13 protein-coding genes and 1 tRNA gene are annotated in these 17,518 nt (G+C 66.3%); 8 read left to right on the forward strand and 6 right to left on the reverse strand.

Annotated elements, in window-relative coordinates; translation table 11 throughout:
- Positions 1–39: 39 nt before the first annotated feature.
- The 6 genes from clpX to IB236_RS17675 all read right to left on the reverse strand — a co-directional run bounded on the left by clpX (position 40) and on the right by IB236_RS17675 (position 8,131).
- Positions 40–1,305: an ATP-dependent Clp protease ATP-binding subunit ClpX gene (gene clpX, locus IB236_RS17650; protein WP_056064485.1), complete on the reverse strand. Its 1,266-nt coding sequence runs from the start codon at positions 1,303–1,305 to the stop codon at positions 40–42.
- A 102-nt stretch (positions 1,306–1,407) separates the two neighbouring features.
- Positions 1,408–2,016, reverse strand: a complete 609-nt coding sequence (gene clpP, locus IB236_RS17655; protein WP_015014885.1) for an ATP-dependent Clp endopeptidase proteolytic subunit ClpP — start codon at positions 2,014–2,016, stop codon at positions 1,408–1,410.
- 134 nt (positions 2,017–2,150) lie between these two features.
- Positions 2,151–3,464 carry a trigger factor gene (tig, locus tag IB236_RS17660; protein WP_056064489.1) on the reverse strand — a complete coding sequence of 438 codons (1,314 nt, stop codon included), beginning with the start codon at positions 3,462–3,464 and terminating at the stop codon, positions 2,151–2,153.
- Positions 3,465–3,539: 75 nt separating this feature from the next.
- Positions 3,540–3,626, reverse strand: a tRNA-Leu gene (locus IB236_RS17665).
- A gap of 90 nt (positions 3,627–3,716) precedes the next feature.
- Entirely contained in the window at positions 3,717–6,899 is a 3,183-nt protein-coding gene (locus IB236_RS17670; RefSeq protein ID WP_056064492.1) for an efflux RND transporter permease subunit, read from the reverse strand.
- An 8-nt stretch (positions 6,900–6,907) separates the two neighbouring features.
- Positions 6,908–8,131, reverse strand: a complete 1,224-nt coding sequence (locus IB236_RS17675) for an efflux RND transporter periplasmic adaptor subunit (RefSeq protein WP_121943996.1) — start codon at positions 8,129–8,131, stop codon at positions 6,908–6,910.
- Positions 8,132–8,372: 241 nt separating this feature from the next.
- Here IB236_RS17675 and hpnC point away from each other — a divergent pair, with 241 nt between their 5' ends.
- The 8 genes from hpnC (at position 8,373) to IB236_RS17715 (ending at position 17,515) form a co-directional block, all read left to right on the forward strand.
- Positions 8,373–9,281 carry a squalene synthase HpnC gene (gene hpnC / locus IB236_RS17680; protein ID WP_370539928.1) on the forward strand — a complete coding sequence of 303 codons (909 nt, stop codon included), beginning with the start codon at positions 8,373–8,375 and terminating at the stop codon, positions 9,279–9,281.
- Positions 9,282–9,596: 315 nt separating this feature from the next.
- Positions 9,597–11,006: an L-serine ammonia-lyase gene (locus IB236_RS17685; protein ID WP_192421628.1), complete on the forward strand. Its 1,410-nt coding sequence runs from the start codon at positions 9,597–9,599 to the stop codon at positions 11,004–11,006.
- 66 nt (positions 11,007–11,072) lie between these two features.
- Complete coding sequence (locus IB236_RS17690; protein ID WP_192421629.1) at positions 11,073–11,606, forward strand: C4-dicarboxylate ABC transporter substrate-binding protein; 534 nt, start codon at positions 11,073–11,075, stop codon at positions 11,604–11,606.
- Positions 11,607–11,630: 24 nt separating this feature from the next.
- The gene (locus IB236_RS17695) at positions 11,631–13,142 is read left to right on the forward strand and encodes a TRAP transporter large permease subunit (protein WP_192421630.1); all 1,512 of its coding nucleotides are present in this window, start codon (positions 11,631–11,633) and stop codon (positions 13,140–13,142) included.
- 111 nt (positions 13,143–13,253) lie between these two features.
- Positions 13,254–14,093, forward strand: coding sequence for a presqualene diphosphate synthase HpnD (hpnD, locus tag IB236_RS17700; RefSeq protein ID WP_192421804.1), 840 nt, complete (start codon positions 13,254–13,256; stop codon positions 14,091–14,093).
- A 6-nt stretch (positions 14,094–14,099) separates the two neighbouring features.
- Positions 14,100–15,440 carry a hydroxysqualene dehydroxylase HpnE gene (hpnE, locus tag IB236_RS17705; protein ID WP_192421631.1) on the forward strand — a complete coding sequence of 447 codons (1,341 nt, stop codon included), beginning with the start codon at positions 14,100–14,102 and terminating at the stop codon, positions 15,438–15,440.
- Positions 15,441–15,609: 169 nt separating this feature from the next.
- Complete coding sequence (locus IB236_RS17710) at positions 15,610–16,620, forward strand: tripartite tricarboxylate transporter substrate binding protein (protein ID WP_015014895.1); 1,011 nt, start codon at positions 15,610–15,612, stop codon at positions 16,618–16,620.
- 226 nt (positions 16,621–16,846) lie between these two features.
- Entirely contained in the window at positions 16,847–17,515 is a 669-nt protein-coding gene (locus tag IB236_RS17715) for a response regulator (protein WP_015014896.1), read from the forward strand.
- Positions 17,516–17,518: the final 3 nt, after the last annotated feature.

Consider the following 17,518-nt stretch of genomic DNA (forward strand, 5'->3'; position numbering starts at 1 on the left):
GGTTCAAAGGGCGACAACATGGCGCCCGCTCCGGTCTTCTCAGGCCTTCTTGGCCGCTTCGCGGTACACGAGCAGCGGCGGCTTGTTTTCTTCGATGGTGGACTCGTCCACCACCACCTTTTCGACGTTGCTGGTATTGGGCAGGTCGAACATCGTGCCGATCAGCGATTGCTCCAGAATGGAACGCAGGCCTCGCGCGCCCGTCTTGCGGGCCAGCGCCTTGCGGGCAATGGCTTTCAGGGCAGCCGGGCGAATTTCCAAGTCCACGCCCTCCATGGCCAGGAGCTTGCTGTACTGCTTGACCAGCGCGTTCTTCGGCTCGGTCAGGATCTGCACCAACGCATCTTCACTCAGTTCAGCCAAGGCAGTCACCACTGGCATACGGCCCACCAGTTCAGGAATCAGCCCGAACTTGATCAGGTCTTCGGGCTCGATCTCGGTGAACACTTCGGTCAGCGAGCGCTGCTTCTTGCTTTTGACCGATGCGCCAAAGCCGATGCCAGAGGCCTCGGTCCGGTTCTCGATGACCTTTTCCAGCCCTGCAAACGCGCCACCGCAGATGAACAGGATGTTGGTTGTGTCGATCTGCAGGAAGTCCTGGTTCGGGTGCTTGCGCCCGCCCTGGGGCGGCACGCTGGCCATGGTGCCCTCTATGAGCTTGAGCAGCGCCTGCTGCACGCCCTCGCCCGACACATCGCGCGTGATACTGGGGTTGTCGGATTTGCGCGAAATCTTGTCGATTTCATCGATATAGACAATACCGCGCTGGGCGCGCTCGACTTCGTAGTTGCAACTTTGCAGCAGCTTCTGGACGATGTTTTCCACGTCCTCGCCCACATAGCCGGCTTCGGTCAGCGTGGTGGCGTCGGCCATCACAAAGGGAACATCCAGCATGCGTGCCAGGGTCTGCGCCAGCAACGTCTTGCCCGAGCCCGTAGGGCCGATCAGCAGGATGTTGCTCTTGGACAGCTCCACATCGTCCTTGTGGGCCTTGTCCTTGTGGCGCAGGCGCTTGTAGTGGTTGTACACCGCCACGGCCAGCGTGCGCTTGGCAACATCCTGGCCAATCACATAGTTGTCCAGATTGGCCTTGATCTCGACCGGCGTGGGCAGGTCACTGCGGCCTTCGCGGGCCAAGTCCCCAGCAGGCAGTTCGTCGCGGATGATCTCGTTGCACAGGTCAATGCACTCGTCGCAGATAAAGACCGACGGACCGGCGATCAGCTTCTTCACTTCATGCTGGCTTTTGCCGCAAAAAGAGCAGTAAAGGGTTTTTTCGCTGGAAGAGCCTTTTTTCTCGGCCATGGGGGCAATGCCTTGCTTGTTTCGGAAAGTTGTCGGGATGATAACCAAATAAAAAACGGCGTCTTCCCCTCGGGAAAACGCCGCTTCGTCGCCCTCGGGCGATCAGGCGCGTTGGCTGATCACTTGATCCACCAAACCATAGTCCTTGGCCTCGTCGGCCGAGAGGAAATAGTCACGCTCAGTGTCGCGCTGGATCTTCTCCAGCGGCTGTCCGGTGCGCTCAGCAAGGATCTTGTTGAGCTGCTCGCGGGTCTTGAGGATCTCGCGGGCGTGGATCTCGATCTCGGTGGCTTGGCCCTGCATGCCGCCCAATGGCTGATGGATCATGACCTTGGAGTTGGGCAGCGCAAACCGCTTGCCCTTGGCGCCCGCCGCCAGCAGGAAAGCACCCATGCTGGCCGCCATGCCCGTGCAAAGGGTCGAGACATCGGGCTTGATGAAGTTCATGGTGTCAAAAATCGCCATACCGGCGCTCACCGAACCACCGGGCGAGTTGATGTAGAACGAGATATCCTTGTCCGGGTTTTCACTTTCCAGGAACAGCAGCTGTGCCACCACCAGGTTGGCGGTCTGGTCATTGACCGGGCCCACCAGAAAAATCACGCGCTCCTTGAGCAGGCGCGAGTAGATGTCATAGGACCGTTCGCCACGGCCCGACTGCTCGATGACCATGGGGACCATGCCCAGGCCTTGTGTTTCCAATGCGCTCATGTATTTCTCCAGTCAAGCAGGTACTGTACCCAGAAATGAATTGGGGCTTGTGCACGAAAGCACAAGCCCCTGGTGTGTCTTGACAACCAGAACCGGGCAGTTGCACGAGGCAGACCACCCGGCCCGAGGGCCTATCAGCCCTGCTGCGCCATCAGGTCGTCGAAGGAAATGGCCTTTTCGACCACCTTGGCCTTGGACAGCACGAATTCGGTCACGTTGTTTTCGATGACAACGGCTTCGACTTCGGCCAGGCGCTGGCGGTCGCCGAAGTACCAACGCACCACGTCTTCGGGCTTCTCGTAGCTGGCGGCCAACTCGTCGATGTGGGCCTTGAGCTGCTCGGGCTTGGCCTGCAGCTCATTGGCGCGCACCAGCTCGGCCAGCACCAGGCCCAGGCGCACACGGCGCTCTGCCTGGGGACGGAACACGTCTTCAGGGATCTCGGCCTTGTCGGCGTCCTTGATGCCGCGTTGCTTGAGTTCAGCGCGGGCGCCTTCCATCAGGCGGGCAATTTCAGCCTGGATGCTGGAATTGGGCAGATCCAACTCGGCCTTGGACACCAGGGCGTCCATCACGGCAGCCTTGTTGCGGGCCAGCAAGCGGAACTTGACTTCGCGCTCCAGGTTCTTCTTGATGTCGGCGCGCAGGCCATCCACGGAACCGTCGGCAATGCCCAGCGACTTGGCCAGAGCATCATTCACTTCGGGCAGGTGGGCCGCTTCGATCTTCTTGATGGTCACCAGGAAGTCGGCGGTTTTGCCAGCGACGTCCTTGCCGTGGTATTCAGCAGGGAACGCCAAGGGGAAAGTCTTGCTTTCGCCGGACTTCATGCCACGCACCGCGTCTTCGAACTCCTTGAGCATCTGGCCCTCGCCGACCAGGAACTGGAAGTCTTCGGCCTTGCCGCCGTCAAAGGGTTCGCCGTCGATCTTGCCTTCGAAGTCCACGGTCACGCGGTCACCGTCTTGCGCAGCGGCGTCAATGGCGCGCTGGGCGAAGCTGCGGCGCTGCTTGCGCAGGATGTCGATGGTCTTGTCAATGGCGCTGTCGGTCACTTCGGACGACAGTTTTTCAACTTCGGCGTCCGACAGGTCAGCGATCTTGACTTCGGGGAACACTTCGAAGATGGCGTCAAAAGTCACCTGGCCTTCGGGAGCGCCTTCCTTTTCAGTGATGCGGGGCTGGCCTGCAACACGCAGGTTGGCTTCATTCGCAGCCACGGCAAAGGCCTCACCCACCTTGTCGTTCAGCACTTCGTACTGCACCGAGTAGCCATAACGCTGGGCCACCACGTTCATGGGCACCTTGCCGGGACGGAAACCGTCCATCTTGACCGTGCGGGCCAGGCGCTTGAGGCGCGTGTCCACTTCAGACTGGATCAGGGTGACGGGCACGCTCAGCGTGATCTTGCGCTCGAGCTTCTCAAGGGTTTCAACAGTAACGGCCATGGCTATTCCTCTTATGAATGTGGATCGTGCTGGCTGCAGCGCAGCAGCGCCGTGTTCCGCAAAGTCTCACATGGGTGGTGCGCGGGGGGGGACTCGAACCCCCACACCATTGCTGGCGTCAGGACCTAAACCTGGTGCGTCTACCAATTTCGCCACCCGCGCGGTTCTACAAACAAACAGGCGGCAACCTCAGCTGCCGCCTGTGTGAAATCGGTCAACCTTCTATTTTACCTGATGCGGACGCCCTGTCGGTCAAGCAGCACCAGGAACCTCTGGCGCAGGTCGTTTGACACGGAACCAGGCCGCATACATTGCAGGCAGTGCCAGCAGCGTCAGCACCGTGGCCACCACCAGCCCGCCCATGATGGCAACGGCCATCGGCCCCCAGAACACGCTGCGCGACAGCGGGATCATGGCCAGCACGGCGGCAGCGGCGGTGAGCACGATGGGGCGCAAACGGCGCACGGCCGATTCCACAATGGCATCCCAGGCGGGCACGCCCCGGGCGCGGTCCTGCTCGATCTGATCGATCAGGATCACCGAATTGCGCTGGATCATGCCCATGAGCGCGATCACCCCCAGCAGCGCCACAAAACCAAAGGGACGATTGAGCAGCAACAGCGCTGCCGCCACACCCGCCAGCCCCAGCGGCCCGGTCAGGAACACCAGCATGGCACGGCTGAAGCTGTGCAGTTGCAGCATGAGCAGCGTGAAGGTGATGAACAGCATGATGGGAAGACCCGCCGCGATGGACGCCGAGCCCTTGGAGCTTTCCTCCACGGCGCCCGCCACCTCGATGCGGTAGCCCGTCTGGCCCGCCGACCGCCACTTGGCCTCAATCTCCTTGAGGGATGGCAGCAGCGCCGCCGTCACCGTGGCGCCCTGCAGGCCCTCGGTCACGTCGCCCTGCACGGTGATGGCGTAGTCGCGATTTTCGCGCCACATCACGCCGGGCTCCCAGGTGAACACAGGCTTGGCGATCTGCGTGAGCGGGATCGACTTGCCCGAGGCCGTGGGCAGATAGGCGTTGGCAATGTCAGTGATGGCGTTGCGCTCATCCAGCGGCTGGCGCAGCAGGATGTCGATGAGCTTGTCGCCCTCGCGGTACTGGCCGACCTGCGTGCCCGACAGAATGGTCTTGGACGCCTGTGCGATGGACTGGCTGGTCACGCCCAGGGCGCGTGCCTTGGCCTGGTCGACTTCCAGGCGCAGCACCTTCACGGACTCGTTCCAGTTGTCGTTCACCCCGCGCATGTTGGGGTTCTGGCGCAGCTGGGCCTTGACCTCGTCCGCACGCTCGCGCAGCACCAGCGGATCAGGGCCTACCACGCGGAACTGAACGGGATAAGGCACGGGCGGCCCGTTGGGCAGCAGCTTGACGCGCCCGCGCACTTCCGGGAACTCCTGCGCCAGCAGCGCAGGCAGCTTCACACGCAGCGATTCGCGCACCTTCAGGTCTTGGGGCACCACGATGAACTGCGACACGTTGCTCTGCGGGAACACCTGATCGAGCGGCAGATAAAAACGCGGCACGCCAGAGCCTACCCAGGTGCTCACCGTATTCACGCCTGGCTCGGACAACAGGCGCTGCTCCACGCGTTTGGTGACGGCCTCGTTGCCTGCGAACGACGTGCCTTCAGGGAACCAGATGTCCACCAGAATCTCAGGCCGGCTGGAATCCGGGAAGAACTGCTGCTGCACCTTGCCCATGCCGACAATGCCCAGCGCAAAGGTCAGCACCGTGGCGCCAATGGTCAGCCAGCGGTGCTGCACGCACCAGTCCACCAGACGGCGGAAGCTGCGGTAGAACGGGCTGTCAAAGACCTCGTGTGGGTCGTCCGTGATGCCCTTGTTGGCCTGAGCGGCCAAGACGTGAGGCGGCACCTTGAGCAGCAGTGTGCCGAGGTAAGGAACGAAGTAGACCGACACGAACCAGCTGAGCACCAGCGCAATCACCGTCACGGCAAAGATGGCAAAGGTGTATTCACCCGTGGTGGACTTGGCCAAGCCGATGGGCAAGAAGCCCGCCGCCGTGATCAGCGTGCCTGTGAGCATGGGCATGGCCGTGATCTCGTAGGCAAAGGTGGCGGCGCGCACCTTGTCATAGCCCTCTTCGAGCTTGAGCACCATCATCTCCACCGCAATGATGGCGTCGTCCACCAGCAGGCCCAGCGCGATGATGAGCGAGCCCAGCGAAATCTTGTGCAGCCCTATGCCCCAGTACCACATGGCCAGGAACGTGACGGCCAGCACCAGCGGGATCGTGATGCCCACCACCAGCCCCGGGCGGGGGTCGATGTACCAGCGCTTCCACAGCGGGTTGTTGCCGGGCCGCTTGTGGACGCCCAGGCTGATGAAGCTCACCGCCAGCACGATGACCACGGCCTCGATCAGCACCTTGACAAACTCGTTCACCGAGGTGGACACCGCCTTGGGCTGGTCTTGCACGTTGACCAGTTTCACGCCCGCCGGCAACGTGCCAGCGATGCGGTCGGTGGTGGTGTGCAGGGCCTTGCCCAGCGCAATGATGTCGCCGCCCTTGGACATGGAGACGCCCAGCGCAATCACCTCGCGCCCCTGGTGGCGCACCTTCACGCCCGGTGGGTCCACATAGCCGCGCTGCACTTCGGCAATATCGCCCAGACGCAGTTGCGCGCCCGAGGGGCCGCGGATCGGCATCGCACGCAGGTCCTCGATGGCGTTGAACTGGCCTTGCACGCGCACCTGCACCTGGTCTTGCGGGGTCTGGATGGTGCCCGCGCTTTCCACTGCGTTCTGCTGGCCCAGCTGGGCCAGCACCTGGTTCATGTCCAGGCCCAGTTGCGACAGGCGCTTTTGCGAGATCTCGATGAAGAGCTTTTCGTCCTGCACGCCAAACAGCTCGACCTTCGCCACATCGGGCACGCGCAGCAGCTGCTGGCGCGCGTCATCGGCAAACTGCTTGAGCTCTGCGTAGCTGAATCCCTCGGACTCCAGAGCGTAGATCACGCCATACACATCACCAAAGTCGTCATTGAAGAACGGGCCCTGAATGCCCTGGGGCAAGGTGTAGCGCATGTCGCCCACCTTCTTGCGCACGCTGTACCAGACGTTGGCCACGTCGCCGGGCTTGGAGGAGTCCTTGATCTGGAAAATGATCTGCGACTCGCCGGGCTTGGAATAGCTGCGGATCTTGTCGGCGTACGGCACTTCCTGCAGCGTGCGCTCGATCTTGTCGGTGACCTGCTCGGCCACCTGCTGGGCCGTGGCACCGGGCCAGTAGGTGCGCACCACCATGGCACGGAAGGTGAACGGAGGGTCTTCGTCCTGCCCCAGCTGGAAGTAGGCGGCAAAGCCCAGCAGCATCAACACCACCATGAGGTAGCGGGTGAGCGCAGGATGGTCGAGCGCCCATTTGGAGAGGTTGAACCCCTCTTTGGGTTGGATTTGCGTCATGGCGGGCCTCAGTTGGCGGCAGAGGCCGTGGCGGTGGCGGGTGCAGCAGCGGCCGCCGGAGCCGATGGCACCGCCGGCATTGCTACAGATTCAGGAGCTGTCTGTGCTTTATTCACTGGCGCCTGGGCCACTTTTGGCTGATATACCGTCACTTTTTGGCCGGGAGACAGCACATGCACGCCAGTGGCCACCACCTGCATGCCGGGGGTCAGGCCCCCTGCCACCACGGCATCGTTGCCGTCGGCCGTGGCGATCTGCACCACCTGCGACTTGACGGTGCTGGTCGCGGGGTCGTACACCCACACGGCGGTGGACTGGCCCTCCTGCCGCAGCGCGCTCGTGGGCAGCTTGATGGCGGCAATGCCGGCATGACTCAGTGCCTTGGGCGTGGCGTACACGGTGGCGCCCAGCGCTGGGGCGTCCGCAGCGTCAATGGCCACCTTGACCTGGAAGGTACGGGTCGCAGCGTCGGCGCTGGCAGCCACTTCGCGCACGCGGCCCGTCAGGGTCGCGCCGCCAGACCAGCCGCGCACAGCCACCTCGGAGCCCGTCGTGATCTGCGCCACCTTGTCCTCGGGCACAGCAAACACCACGTCGCGCGGGCCGTCCTGCGCAATGCGCACCACCGGCGCACCGGCCGACACTACCTGGCCCGGCTCGGCATCGATGCCCGTCACGACGCCGGACACGTCGGCCACCAGCGTGGTGTAGGCCGCCTGGTTGCCCTGCGACGACAGCTGCGCGCGCGCCTGGTCCAGCGTGGCCTGGGCCGCTTTGAGCGTGGCCTCACGGCGTTCCAGCTCGGCACCACTGATGAAGTTCTGGTCCTTGAGCGCCTGGTAGCGCTTGAGGTCCGCCGCCGCCAGATCACGCTGCGTGGTGGCCGATGCCAGTTGCGCACGCGCGGCGTCAGCCGCCAGCTGGTAGTCCTTGGGGTCCAGTTGCGCCAGCACCTGCCCGGCCTTCACGCGCTGGCCCAGCTCGGCCTGGCGCTGCACGATCTTGCCCGCCACGCGAAAGCCTAGGCGCGACTCCACGCGCGCGCGCACCTCGCCCGAATACTCCAGGCTGGACTGCAGCGCGCCCACGCCCACCGTCATCAGCTTGACGGAGCGCACGGGCTCCTCGGGCGGTGCGGGACGCGAACAGGCGGCCAGCACGGTAGCGGTGGCCAGCACCAGCAAAAGCCTGGAATGCCGTGAAGAGGGCCGCAGGGCGGAGGATGTGCGCATGGGAAATCCGGTGAAAAAAGAAGGGGCCACAAGGATCAGCAAGCAAGACGCAGGCCGGAGTGCCCGCGCAGCGACAGTACACCAGACACCCGCCAACCAGCCACCCGCAGCCATGCAGGGCGCTTGTGAAAGATGCAGGGGCCAGCCGCCTTGTACCCCACTGGATTGGTTTTTATGATTACTGACTGACCGGTTAGTAATCTATGAGAAGCCCTTGAGCTTGTCAAGCGACAATCCGGGTGTGAACGACCGTCCCAGCCCCTCTCCCCACCCCGGCGCAGCCTCCGCGCCACAGCCCACTGCGACTGATGCGGTGGCGCCTCCTGTCACCCATTACGAAAACTTCCCCGTAGCATCCCTGCTGTGCCCGCCCCACCTGCGCCAGCCGATTGCCGCCATCTACGGCTTTGCGCGCACGGCGGACGACATTGCCGACGAAGGCGATGCCCTGCCCGCCGCCCGGCTGGCAGACTTGGCTGCCTACCTGGCCGATCTGCGCGCGATTGCCCAGGGCCAGACGCCCTCGCCCCGCTGGGCCAGCGTGTTTTTGCCGCTGCAAGGCGTGTTGCGCAGCCACCAGCTGCCCGTGCCGCTGCTGGAAGACCTGCTGAGTGCCTTTGCCCAGGACGTGGAGAAAACCCGTGACGGCGAGGGCTACGCCGACCGCGACGAGCTGCTGGACTACTGCCGCCGCTCGGCCAACCCCGTGGGCCGGCTGCTGCTGCACCTGTATGGCGTGCACGACGCCGAGGCGCTGCGCCAGAGCGACGCCATCTGCACGGCGCTGCAGCTCATCAACTTCTGGCAGGACCTGTCCGTGGACATTCCCCGAGGCCGCCACTACCTGCCGCGCTCCGACTGCGTAGCGTATGGCGCCTGCCAGTCCGAGCTGCTGGCGCTGCAAAGCACCCGCGAGAACGCCCGCCTAATCGCCGACTGCGCCCACTGGGCGCGCACCACCATGCAGAGTGGCGCCCCCTTGGTGCACCGCCTGCCCGGCCGCGCCGGCTGGGAGCTGCGGCTGGTGGTGCAAGGCGGCCTGCGCATCCTCGACAAGGTCGAGGCCCTGAAAGGGGGCAGCCTGCACACCCGGCCCAAGCTCCGTGGGTGGGACTGGTGCGTGATGCTGGGCCGCGCACTGGTGATGTAAGAAAGATTCATGGGCCACAAGGCGGGCTCACACACTGGCCTGCAAGCGCACCGCTCAGTGCCCAAAAGGCCTGTAGCGCATGATTCATATGCGCCAAAAGCTACTTAATTGATAGCGAATTATTGGAATGCCTCTCGCCCTTGACCCGGCAGGGGCAGGGATTGCGAGCATGCCCCTGCCACTGCACCCGGTTAGCCTCGCGGCCACCGTGGCAGGGCGGCGGCCAACACCCCACCCTGCCGGCCCGTGCCCGCGCGCCACAAGCGCTGGGGCACCTTTAACACTGGTTCTCAGAGCCCAGGGTCACCCCCCACTATGTCCGTCAGCGTTTTCGACCTCTTCAAGATCGGCATCGGGCCGTCCAGCTCCCACACCGTGGGGCCCATGATTGCGGCGCGGCAATTTGCCTGCCATGTGCGCGACACCGTCGGCCTGGCGGCGGTGCACCGGGTGAGCGTGGAGCTGTTCGGCTCCCTCTCGGCCACCGGCGTGGGCCACGGCACCGACCGCGCCGTGCTGCTCGGTCTGGCCGGGCACGAGCCAGACCACATCGACCCCGACCAGATCGCCCCCGCCATCGCACAGATCCGCCAGAGCGGCACGCTGGCGTTGCTGGGCGAGCATGCCGTGCCGTTTGTCGAAAAGGACCACCTGCTGTTTCGCCGCAAAAGCCTGCCGCTGCACCCCAACGGCATGGCGTTCCATACCCTGGATGCGCAGGGCAACGACATCGCCATGCGTGAGTACTACTCGGTGGGCGGCGGCTTTGTGGTCGACGCGGCGGGTCAGCGCGTGCTCAACACGCCCGCCAGCGCTGGCGCCGATACCGCAGGCCATGGCCAGGGCCTGCCGCACCCGTTCCGCACCGGGGCCGAGCTGCTGGCGCAGTGCCGCACTACGGGCCAGAGCATGGCCCAGCTCATGGCCGCCAACGAACAGCACTGGCGCAGCCCGGCCGAGGTGCGGCGCCAGTTGCTGGCCATCTGGCAGACCATGGCGGGCGCCGTGCAGCGCGGCTGCGCCAGCACCGGCACCTTGCCCGGCCCCATGCATGTGCGCCGGCGTGCGGCCGAGCTGCACAAGAACCTGAGCCGCTCGCCCGAGGCCGCCCTGCGCGACCCGCTCTCCATGCTGGACTGGGTGAACCTGTACGCCATGGCCGTGAACGAAGAAAACGCCGCGGGCGGCCGCGTGGTGACGGCGCCCACCAACGGTGCGGCAGGCGTGATCCCGGCCGTGCTGCACTACTACGTCAACTTTCTGCAGGGCCCCATCCCGGCCAACGACGACGGCATTGCCACCTTTTTGCTCACCGCAGGTGCCATCGGCATCATCTACAAGGAGAACGCATCGCTTTCCGGCGCCGAGGTGGGCTGCCAGGGCGAAGTGGGCGTGGCCTGCTCCATGGCCGCTGGCGCGCTGGCCGCCGTGATGGGCGGCACGCCCGAGCAGGTGGAGAACGCGGCCGAGATCGGCATGGAGCACAACCTGGGCATGACCTGCGACCCCGTGGGCGGTCTGGTGCAGATCCCCTGCATCGAGCGCAACGCCATGGGCGCTATCAAGGCCATCAACGCCGCCCGCATGGCGCTGCGCGGCGACGGGCAGCACGTGGTCTCGCTCGACAAGGTCATCAAGACCATGATGCAGACCGGCGCGGACATGAAGGTCAAGTACAAGGAAACATCGCGCGGCGGGCTGGCGGTGAATGTGGTCGAATGCTGAACCGAGCCGCCCAGCGGCCCGTTTTGCAGCCTGTTTCGCAGCCCATTCCGCCGCCCCTTCATCTGCATGCATTTGCCGCCTGACCTGCCCACCCCCTTGCCACTGGAGCGCTGGCTCAACCGCCTGGGCGCGCTGGTGATGCCGCTGGCGCTGCTGGTCGTGCTGCTGCTGTTTTTGCAATGGCCGTTGCGCGACGGGTGGGGCGCGGGGTCCAGCCAGGCCAACGACCTCGCGCAGGTGCTGTTTGCGCTGTATGTGGCCGTGGCCCTGCGCCATGCCGACCGGCGCGGCGCCCACCTGGTCAGCCGCCCTGACCTCGCCCATGCAGGCCGGGGCCCAGTGCGCGTCATGCGCCTGCTGGGCGCGCCCCTCGCCGTGCTGCCGTGGGCGGTGTTTGTGTGCATCAACGCCGCGCCCACGGTGTGGCGGTCGGTGCGGGGGCTGGAGAGTTTTCCTGAAACCGCCAACCCCGGCTACTTCGCCATCAAGCTGGCCTTGCTGCTGCTGGCCGTGCTGCTGGCCCTGCAAGCCCTGGCCGACCTGTGGCGGGCCGTGCACACGCTGCGCGCGCCCACTGGCGCACCGGCGGACCCTGCATGAGTCCCGTCCCATGAGCGCCATCCCATGAACGCCATCGGCCTGTTGCTGCTGGTGCTGGCCCTGGTGCTGATGATGACGACCGGCTGGGCCACCTACGCCGTGCTGCTGGGCGTCAGTACCCTGGGCGCGGTGGCGGGCCTGGCGCTGGGCGCGTTTGATGGCGCGGTGCTGCGCAGCCTGCCGGAGCGCGTGGTGGGCCTGCTTGAACACGACCTGCTACAGGCGCTGGTGCTATACGCCGTGGTGGGCGCGCTGCTCAACCACCTGGCACTGGTCAACGGCCTGTACAGCGGCCTGCGCAAATTGTTGGCGCGCGTGGTGGGGCAACGGGCCGCGCCCGACATGGCGGGCCTGGGCGTGGGCATGCTGATGGCGCCCATGAACGGATCGGTGGGGGCCAGTCTGGTGACCCTGTCGCACACCGCCGGGCAGGCCTGGGCCCACGAAGGCATGCCGCCCGCCCGACGCACCGCCCTGGTCGCCGTGGCCAGCACGCTGGGCATCATCGTGCCGCCGTCGCTGGTGCTGTTGCTGCTGGGCGATGCCATGCTGCGCGCCCACACCGAGGGCCTGACCCTGGCCACGCAGCTGGGGCTGGCCAGCGCCCGCGCAGGCACCCGCATCATCAATACCCAGGATGTGCTGCAGGCCGCCCTGGCCCCCGGTGCGCTGCTGCTGGTGTTGTGGATGGGCGTGACCTGGTGGCTGGCCCAGCGCCGCGCTGTCGGCATCGCCGATCAAGGGGTCGCGTCCACAGCACCCGCGCCCCTGACCCGCAGCGAGCGCTGGACGTTGGGCGTGGTGCCCATGCTCATCGTGGCCCTGCTGGCACTGGTCACCACCGGCCGCGTGCGGGCGGTAGAGGCCGCCGCCACCGCCGGGGTGCTGCTGCTGGTGTGGGGCATGGCGTCGCACCAGCTCACGCTGCGGCGGCTGGCGCAGGTGCTGGACGATGCCATGGCGCTCACCGGCGCGCTGTTTGCGCTGCTGGTGGCGGCAGTCACGTTCTCGCTGGTGCTGCGCGCCTACGGCACCGATGTGCTGGTGGCCGAATGGATGCGTGCCCTGCAGGGCCAGCCCCTGCTGGCCATGGGGGTGGTGCTGGCCGTGCTGCTGGGCTCGGCGTTTGTGCTGGACGCGTTCGAGCTGATCTTTCTGATCATTCCCATCGTCATGCCTCCCTTGCTGGCGCTGGTGGACGACGCGGCCTGGGTGGCCGCGCTCACCTTGCTGGTGCTGCAGGCGGGGTTCCTGCTGCCGCCGCTGGGCTACGCGCTGGTGCTTTCCCGCGCCCAGGTGGCGCCCCGGCCTGCCATGGGCGCGGTGGCGCGTGCGCTGGCGCCCTACCTGCTCTGCCTGGCCGGCGTGATCGCCCTGGTGATGGCCGTGCCCGCCACCACGCGGTGGCTGCGCAGCACGCCCGCCACGCTGCCCGAGATGTCGATCCAAGGCGACGACCTGGATGCGCTGATGCGCGAGATGTCGCAACCCGAGGCGCCTGCCCCTGCACCCGCCGCCTCCGCAACACCTCCATAAAGCTATTATTTGAATAGCAACCAGGGCATGCTGCACTAGCGCATCCGCCCGAAATCATCTCAAACCCCGACAACCGGACCGCCCCGGTGCGCCATGGGACAATCTCGCCCCATGACACCGCAGCAGTACGTACAGCAAAAAGCCGTGGCCTCGGGCAGCAGCTTCTATTACGCCTTTCTCTTTCTGCCTGCCCCGCGCCGCGCGGCCATCACGGCGTTCTATGCGTTTTGCCGCGAAGTGGACGATGTGGTCGATGAAGTGAGCGACCCCGGCGTGGCCCGCACCAAGCTGGCCTGGTGGCAGGCCGAAGTGACCAAGGCCTACGCGGGCCAGCCCACGCACCCCGTGATGCTGGCGCTGATGCCGCTGGCGGCCGACTACGGCATCGAACAGCGCCACCTGCAGGCCGTGATCGACGGCTGCCAGATGGACCTGGAGCAGACCCGGTACCTCGACTTTGCAGGTCTTCAGGGCTACTGCCACCTGGTGGCGGGCGTCGTGGGCGAAGTCGCAGCGCGCATCTTCGGCCAGACCGACCCGCGCACCACCGAATACGCACACCGGCTGGGCCTGGCATTCCAGCTCACCAACATCATCCGCGACGTGGGCGAAGACGCCATGCTGGGCCGCATTTACCTGCCGGTCAGCGAGCTGCAGCAGTTCGATGTGAAGGCGCACGAGATCTTGAAGCGCACCTACTCCGACCGCTTTACGGCGCTGATGCGCTTTCAGGCCGAGCGTGCGCACCGGCTGTACGACGAGGCCTTTGCCCTGCTGCCCGACGCGGACCGCCGCACCCAAAAGCCCGGCCTGATGATGGCCAGCATCTACCGCACCTTGCTGCGCGAGATCGAGCACGAAAACTTCCAGGTGCTGCACCAGCGCATCCGCCTCACGCCGCTGCGCAAGTTCTGGCTGGCCTGGAAGATGCAAGCCCTGGGCAGGATGTAGCCCGGCGTGGCACCGCAGAAAGTCGCCGTCATCGGGGCTGGCTGGGCCGGCATGGCTGCAGCCATCGCCCACCGGCAGGCCGGCCGCCAGGTCACCGTGTTCGAGGCCGCGCGCACGGTGGGCGGTCGCGCCCGCGCCGTGCCGGGCGTGCTGCCCGATGGCACAGCGGCCACGCTGGACAACGGCCAGCACATCCTGATTGGTGCCTACACCGAGAGCCTGCGCCTGATGCGCCTGGTGGGCATGGACCCTGCCACCGCGCTGCTGCGCCTGCCGCTGACCCTGCAGTTTCCCGATGGCCAGGGCCTGCAACTGCCCGACCTGCCCCCGCCGCTCGATGCGCTGCTGGGCATCGCGCGCGCCAAAGGCTGGGGCTGGCAAGACAAGGTCGCCTTGCTGCGCACGGCCACGGCCTGGCAGCTGCGCGGCTTTCGCTGCGCGCCCCACACCTCGGTGGCAGACCTGTGTGCCCCGCTCACGCCCCGGCTGATGGCCGAGTTCATCGACCCGCTGTGCGTGTCGGCACTCAACACCCCCGCACGCGAGGCCAGCGGCCAGTTGTTTTTGCGGGTGCTGCAGGACAGCCTGTTCAGCGGACGCGGCGGCTCCAACCTGTTGCTGCCACGCACCGACCCGGGCGCGCTGTTCCCCGAGGCTGCGGTGCGCTGGCTGGTGCAGCAAGGCGGCCAGGTGGTCACCGGCCAACGCATCCAGCGGCTCGTGCCCCTGCCCAGCGGGCGCTGGCAATTGGTGGGGGCTATGGGCGCCGTCGGTACAGCGCAGGGCGCCGAAGCAGCCGACTCCTTTGACCACATCACCCTGGCCTGCCCCTCGTGGGAGGCCGCGCGCCTGGTCGCGGGCCTTGCCAGCACGGCGGGCCTGGCCGCTGCCACCCGCTGGAGCGCCACCGCCAGTGCCTTGCGGTTTGAGGCCATCACCACCGTTTACGCCCACGCCAGTGGGGCGCGTTTGCCCCTGCCCATGCTGGCGCTGCGCAACACGGCAGAGCACCCGGCGCAATTCGTGTTCGACCGGGGCCAGCTCGACGGCCAGCAGGGCTTGCTGGCCTTTGTGGTGAGCGCCAGCGATGGCGACCGGGCGCTCATCGAGCAACAGGTGCTGCAGCAAGCCGCTGCGCAGCTGGGCCTGCCGGGCCTACGCCCTGTGCAGACCGTGGTCGAAAAGCGCGCCACGTTTGCATGCACCCCCGGCCTGCAGCGGCCCGCCATGCAGGTGCTGCCGGGGCTGACGGCCTGCGGCGACTATGTGGAGGGCCCCTACCCGGCGACGCTGGAAGGCGCGGTGCTCAGCGGCACCGCCGTGGCGGCCTGCGCAGCAGCGGGCTGACACAACTCCACCCGGGCCAGCAGACCACCCCCGGGTAACTACCAAGCCCGCTGACAGCATTCCGAAAGCACGACCCAGGCACCATGGCGCCACTCGCATGCCGCATGCGCCTTGTTCGCCTTTGTGCGCGCTGGCCTTTCGGCCTTTTGTTTTGACGGAGACACCCCCCATGCTTTCACACGAACACCCCGCCCTCTGGTCCCCCACCCGCCGCCATCTGCTGGGAGCCAGCGGCGCACTGGCCCTGGGCGGCCTGCTGCCCGCTGGAGCCTCGGCCCAGGCGGCCTGGCCGTCCAAGTCGGTGCGGTTTGTGGTGCCGTTCGCGCCGGGCGGCAGCTCGGAGATCGTGGCCCGCTCCACTGCTGCCGAGCTGGGCAAGACGCTGGGCCAGAGCGTGTATGTGGACAACAAACCGGGCGCCGCAGGCAACATCGCCATGGGTGAAGTGGCACGCTCTGACGACCAGCACACGCTGATCCTGGGCCACATCGGCACGCTGGCCGTCAACCCCTTCATCTTCGACAAGCTGCCCTACGACGCCAACAAGGACTTCAAGCCCGTGAGCCTGCTGGCCAAGGTGCCCAGCCTGTACGTGGTGCACCCCGACGTGCCAGCCAAGAACCTCAAGGAGTTCATCGCCTACGCAAAGAAGAACCCGGCCAAGCTCAGCTATGGCTCGGCGGGCAACGGCAGCGCGGGCCACCTGGCGTTTGAATACCTCAAGATGACCGCCGAGATCTTCATGCTGCACGTGCCCTACCGTGGCACCGGCCCCATGATGACCGACCTGCTCTCGGGCCGCCTTGATGCCGCTGCCGTGGGCGCTGCCGCCCTGCTGCCTTTCATCAAGGCCGGCAAGGTGCGCTGCATTGCCACCGGATCGGCCAAGCGCCTGCCCCAGCTGCCCGACGTGGCCACGGTGGCCGAACAGGGCTTTCCGGGCTTTGAGATGACGCAGTGGTACGGCATGCTGGCGCCCGCCAACCTGGCCCCGGCCAACCTTGACAAGCTGGCGGCCGAGACCGCCAAGGCCGTCAAGGCCCCCGGCTCGCTGGAGCGCCTGAACGCGGATGCTGCCGAGGCCATTGGCGGCACGCCAGCGCAGTTCGCGCAATTCATCGCGTCCGAACAGGAGCGCTGGAAGAAAGTGCTGCTGCGCGCGAAGGTGAAGCCAGACTAACCCCCTGAGCCGCTTCGCGTCTTCCCCCTTTCTCTCGCCCCGCTGCGCGGGTCGGGATGGGGGACGCAGCCAGTGCGGCGGGGCGGCCCTTGCACGGCTGCCTGGCCTGGGCAGTGCGTGCTCGCAAGCTGACTGCTGGCGCTTGCGCGCCGTGACCGCTCCGCGTTGAATGGCTCAATGCTGAAGGCAAGCCCTGCGCCTTCCGCACAAACGGTAGCATCCCTCCATGCGCATCCTTCTGGCCGAAGACGACCACAACCTGGGCACCTGGCTCAGCCGTGCGCTGGAGCATGCGGGCATCCAGGTCGAATGGGTGAACGACGGCCGCCTGGCCGACCGCGCGCTGCAGCAGCACGACAACTACGACGCACTGGTGCTGGACCTGGGCCTGCCCGGGCTGGACGGGCAGGCAGTGCTGCAACGCCTGCGCGACCGCGACCAGCGCCTGCCCGCGCTGATCCTGACGGCACGTGATTCGCTGGACGAGCGCGTGCGCTCGCTCAACGCGGGGGCCGACGACTTTCTGGCCAAGCCCTTCGAGCTGGCCGAGCTGGAGGCACGCCTGCACGCCCTGGTGCGCCGCGCGCGTGGTAACGAGCACCAGCGCCAGGCCTGCGGTGCGCTGGTGTACGACAGCGCCCGCAAGCAGTTCACCCTGCGCGGCGAGCCCCTGGCCCTATCCCCGCGCGAACACGCCGTGCTGCGCGTGCTGGTGCAGCGCAGCGGCGAGCCGTTTTCCAAGCAACAGATCCTGGACCGCGTGTTCACCGACGATGACGATGTGCACCCCGAAGCCGTCGAGGTGTTTGTGCACCGCCTGCGCAAGCGGCTGGATGGCAGTGGTGTGCGCATCACCACGCTGCGCGGCCTGGGCTATGCGCTGGAGGCGGACTGACCG

The sequence above is a fragment of the Acidovorax sp. ACV02 genome, assembly GCF_014851475.1.
GTDB classification, from domain to species: domain Bacteria; phylum Pseudomonadota; class Gammaproteobacteria; order Burkholderiales; family Burkholderiaceae_C; genus Acidovorax; species Acidovorax delafieldii.

Bases quoted from the DNA above. Each gene is read 5' to 3' on its own strand.
- tig (WP_056064489.1), bottom strand. From the start codon at position 3,464: ATGGCCGTTACTGTTGAAACCCTTGAGAAGCTCGAGCGCAAGATCACG.
- clpX (WP_056064485.1), bottom strand. From the start codon at position 1,305: ATGGCCGAGAAAAAAGGCTCTTCCAGCGAAAAAACCCTTTACTGCTCT.
- hpnD (WP_192421804.1), top strand. From the start codon at position 13,254: ATGACACCGCAGCAGTACGTACAGCAAAAAGCCGTGGCCTCGGGCAGC.
- IB236_RS17685 (WP_192421628.1), top strand. From the start codon at position 9,597: ATGTCCGTCAGCGTTTTCGACCTCTTCAAGATCGGCATCGGGCCGTCC.
- IB236_RS17695 (WP_192421630.1), top strand. From the start codon at position 11,631: ATGAACGCCATCGGCCTGTTGCTGCTGGTGCTGGCCCTGGTGCTGATG.
- IB236_RS17710 (WP_015014895.1), top strand. From the start codon at position 15,610: ATGCTTTCACACGAACACCCCGCCCTCTGGTCCCCCACCCGCCGCCAT.
- IB236_RS17690 (WP_192421629.1), top strand. From the start codon at position 11,073: ATGCATTTGCCGCCTGACCTGCCCACCCCCTTGCCACTGGAGCGCTGG.
- IB236_RS17670 (WP_056064492.1), bottom strand. From the start codon at position 6,899: ATGACGCAAATCCAACCCAAAGAGGGGTTCAACCTCTCCAAATGGGCG.
- clpP (WP_015014885.1), bottom strand. From the start codon at position 2,016: ATGAGCGCATTGGAAACACAAGGCCTGGGCATGGTCCCCATGGTCATC.
- IB236_RS17675 (WP_121943996.1), bottom strand. From the start codon at position 8,131: ATGCGCACATCCTCCGCCCTGCGGCCCTCTTCACGGCATTCCAGGCTT.
- IB236_RS17715 (WP_015014896.1), top strand. From the start codon at position 16,847: ATGCGCATCCTTCTGGCCGAAGACGACCACAACCTGGGCACCTGGCTC.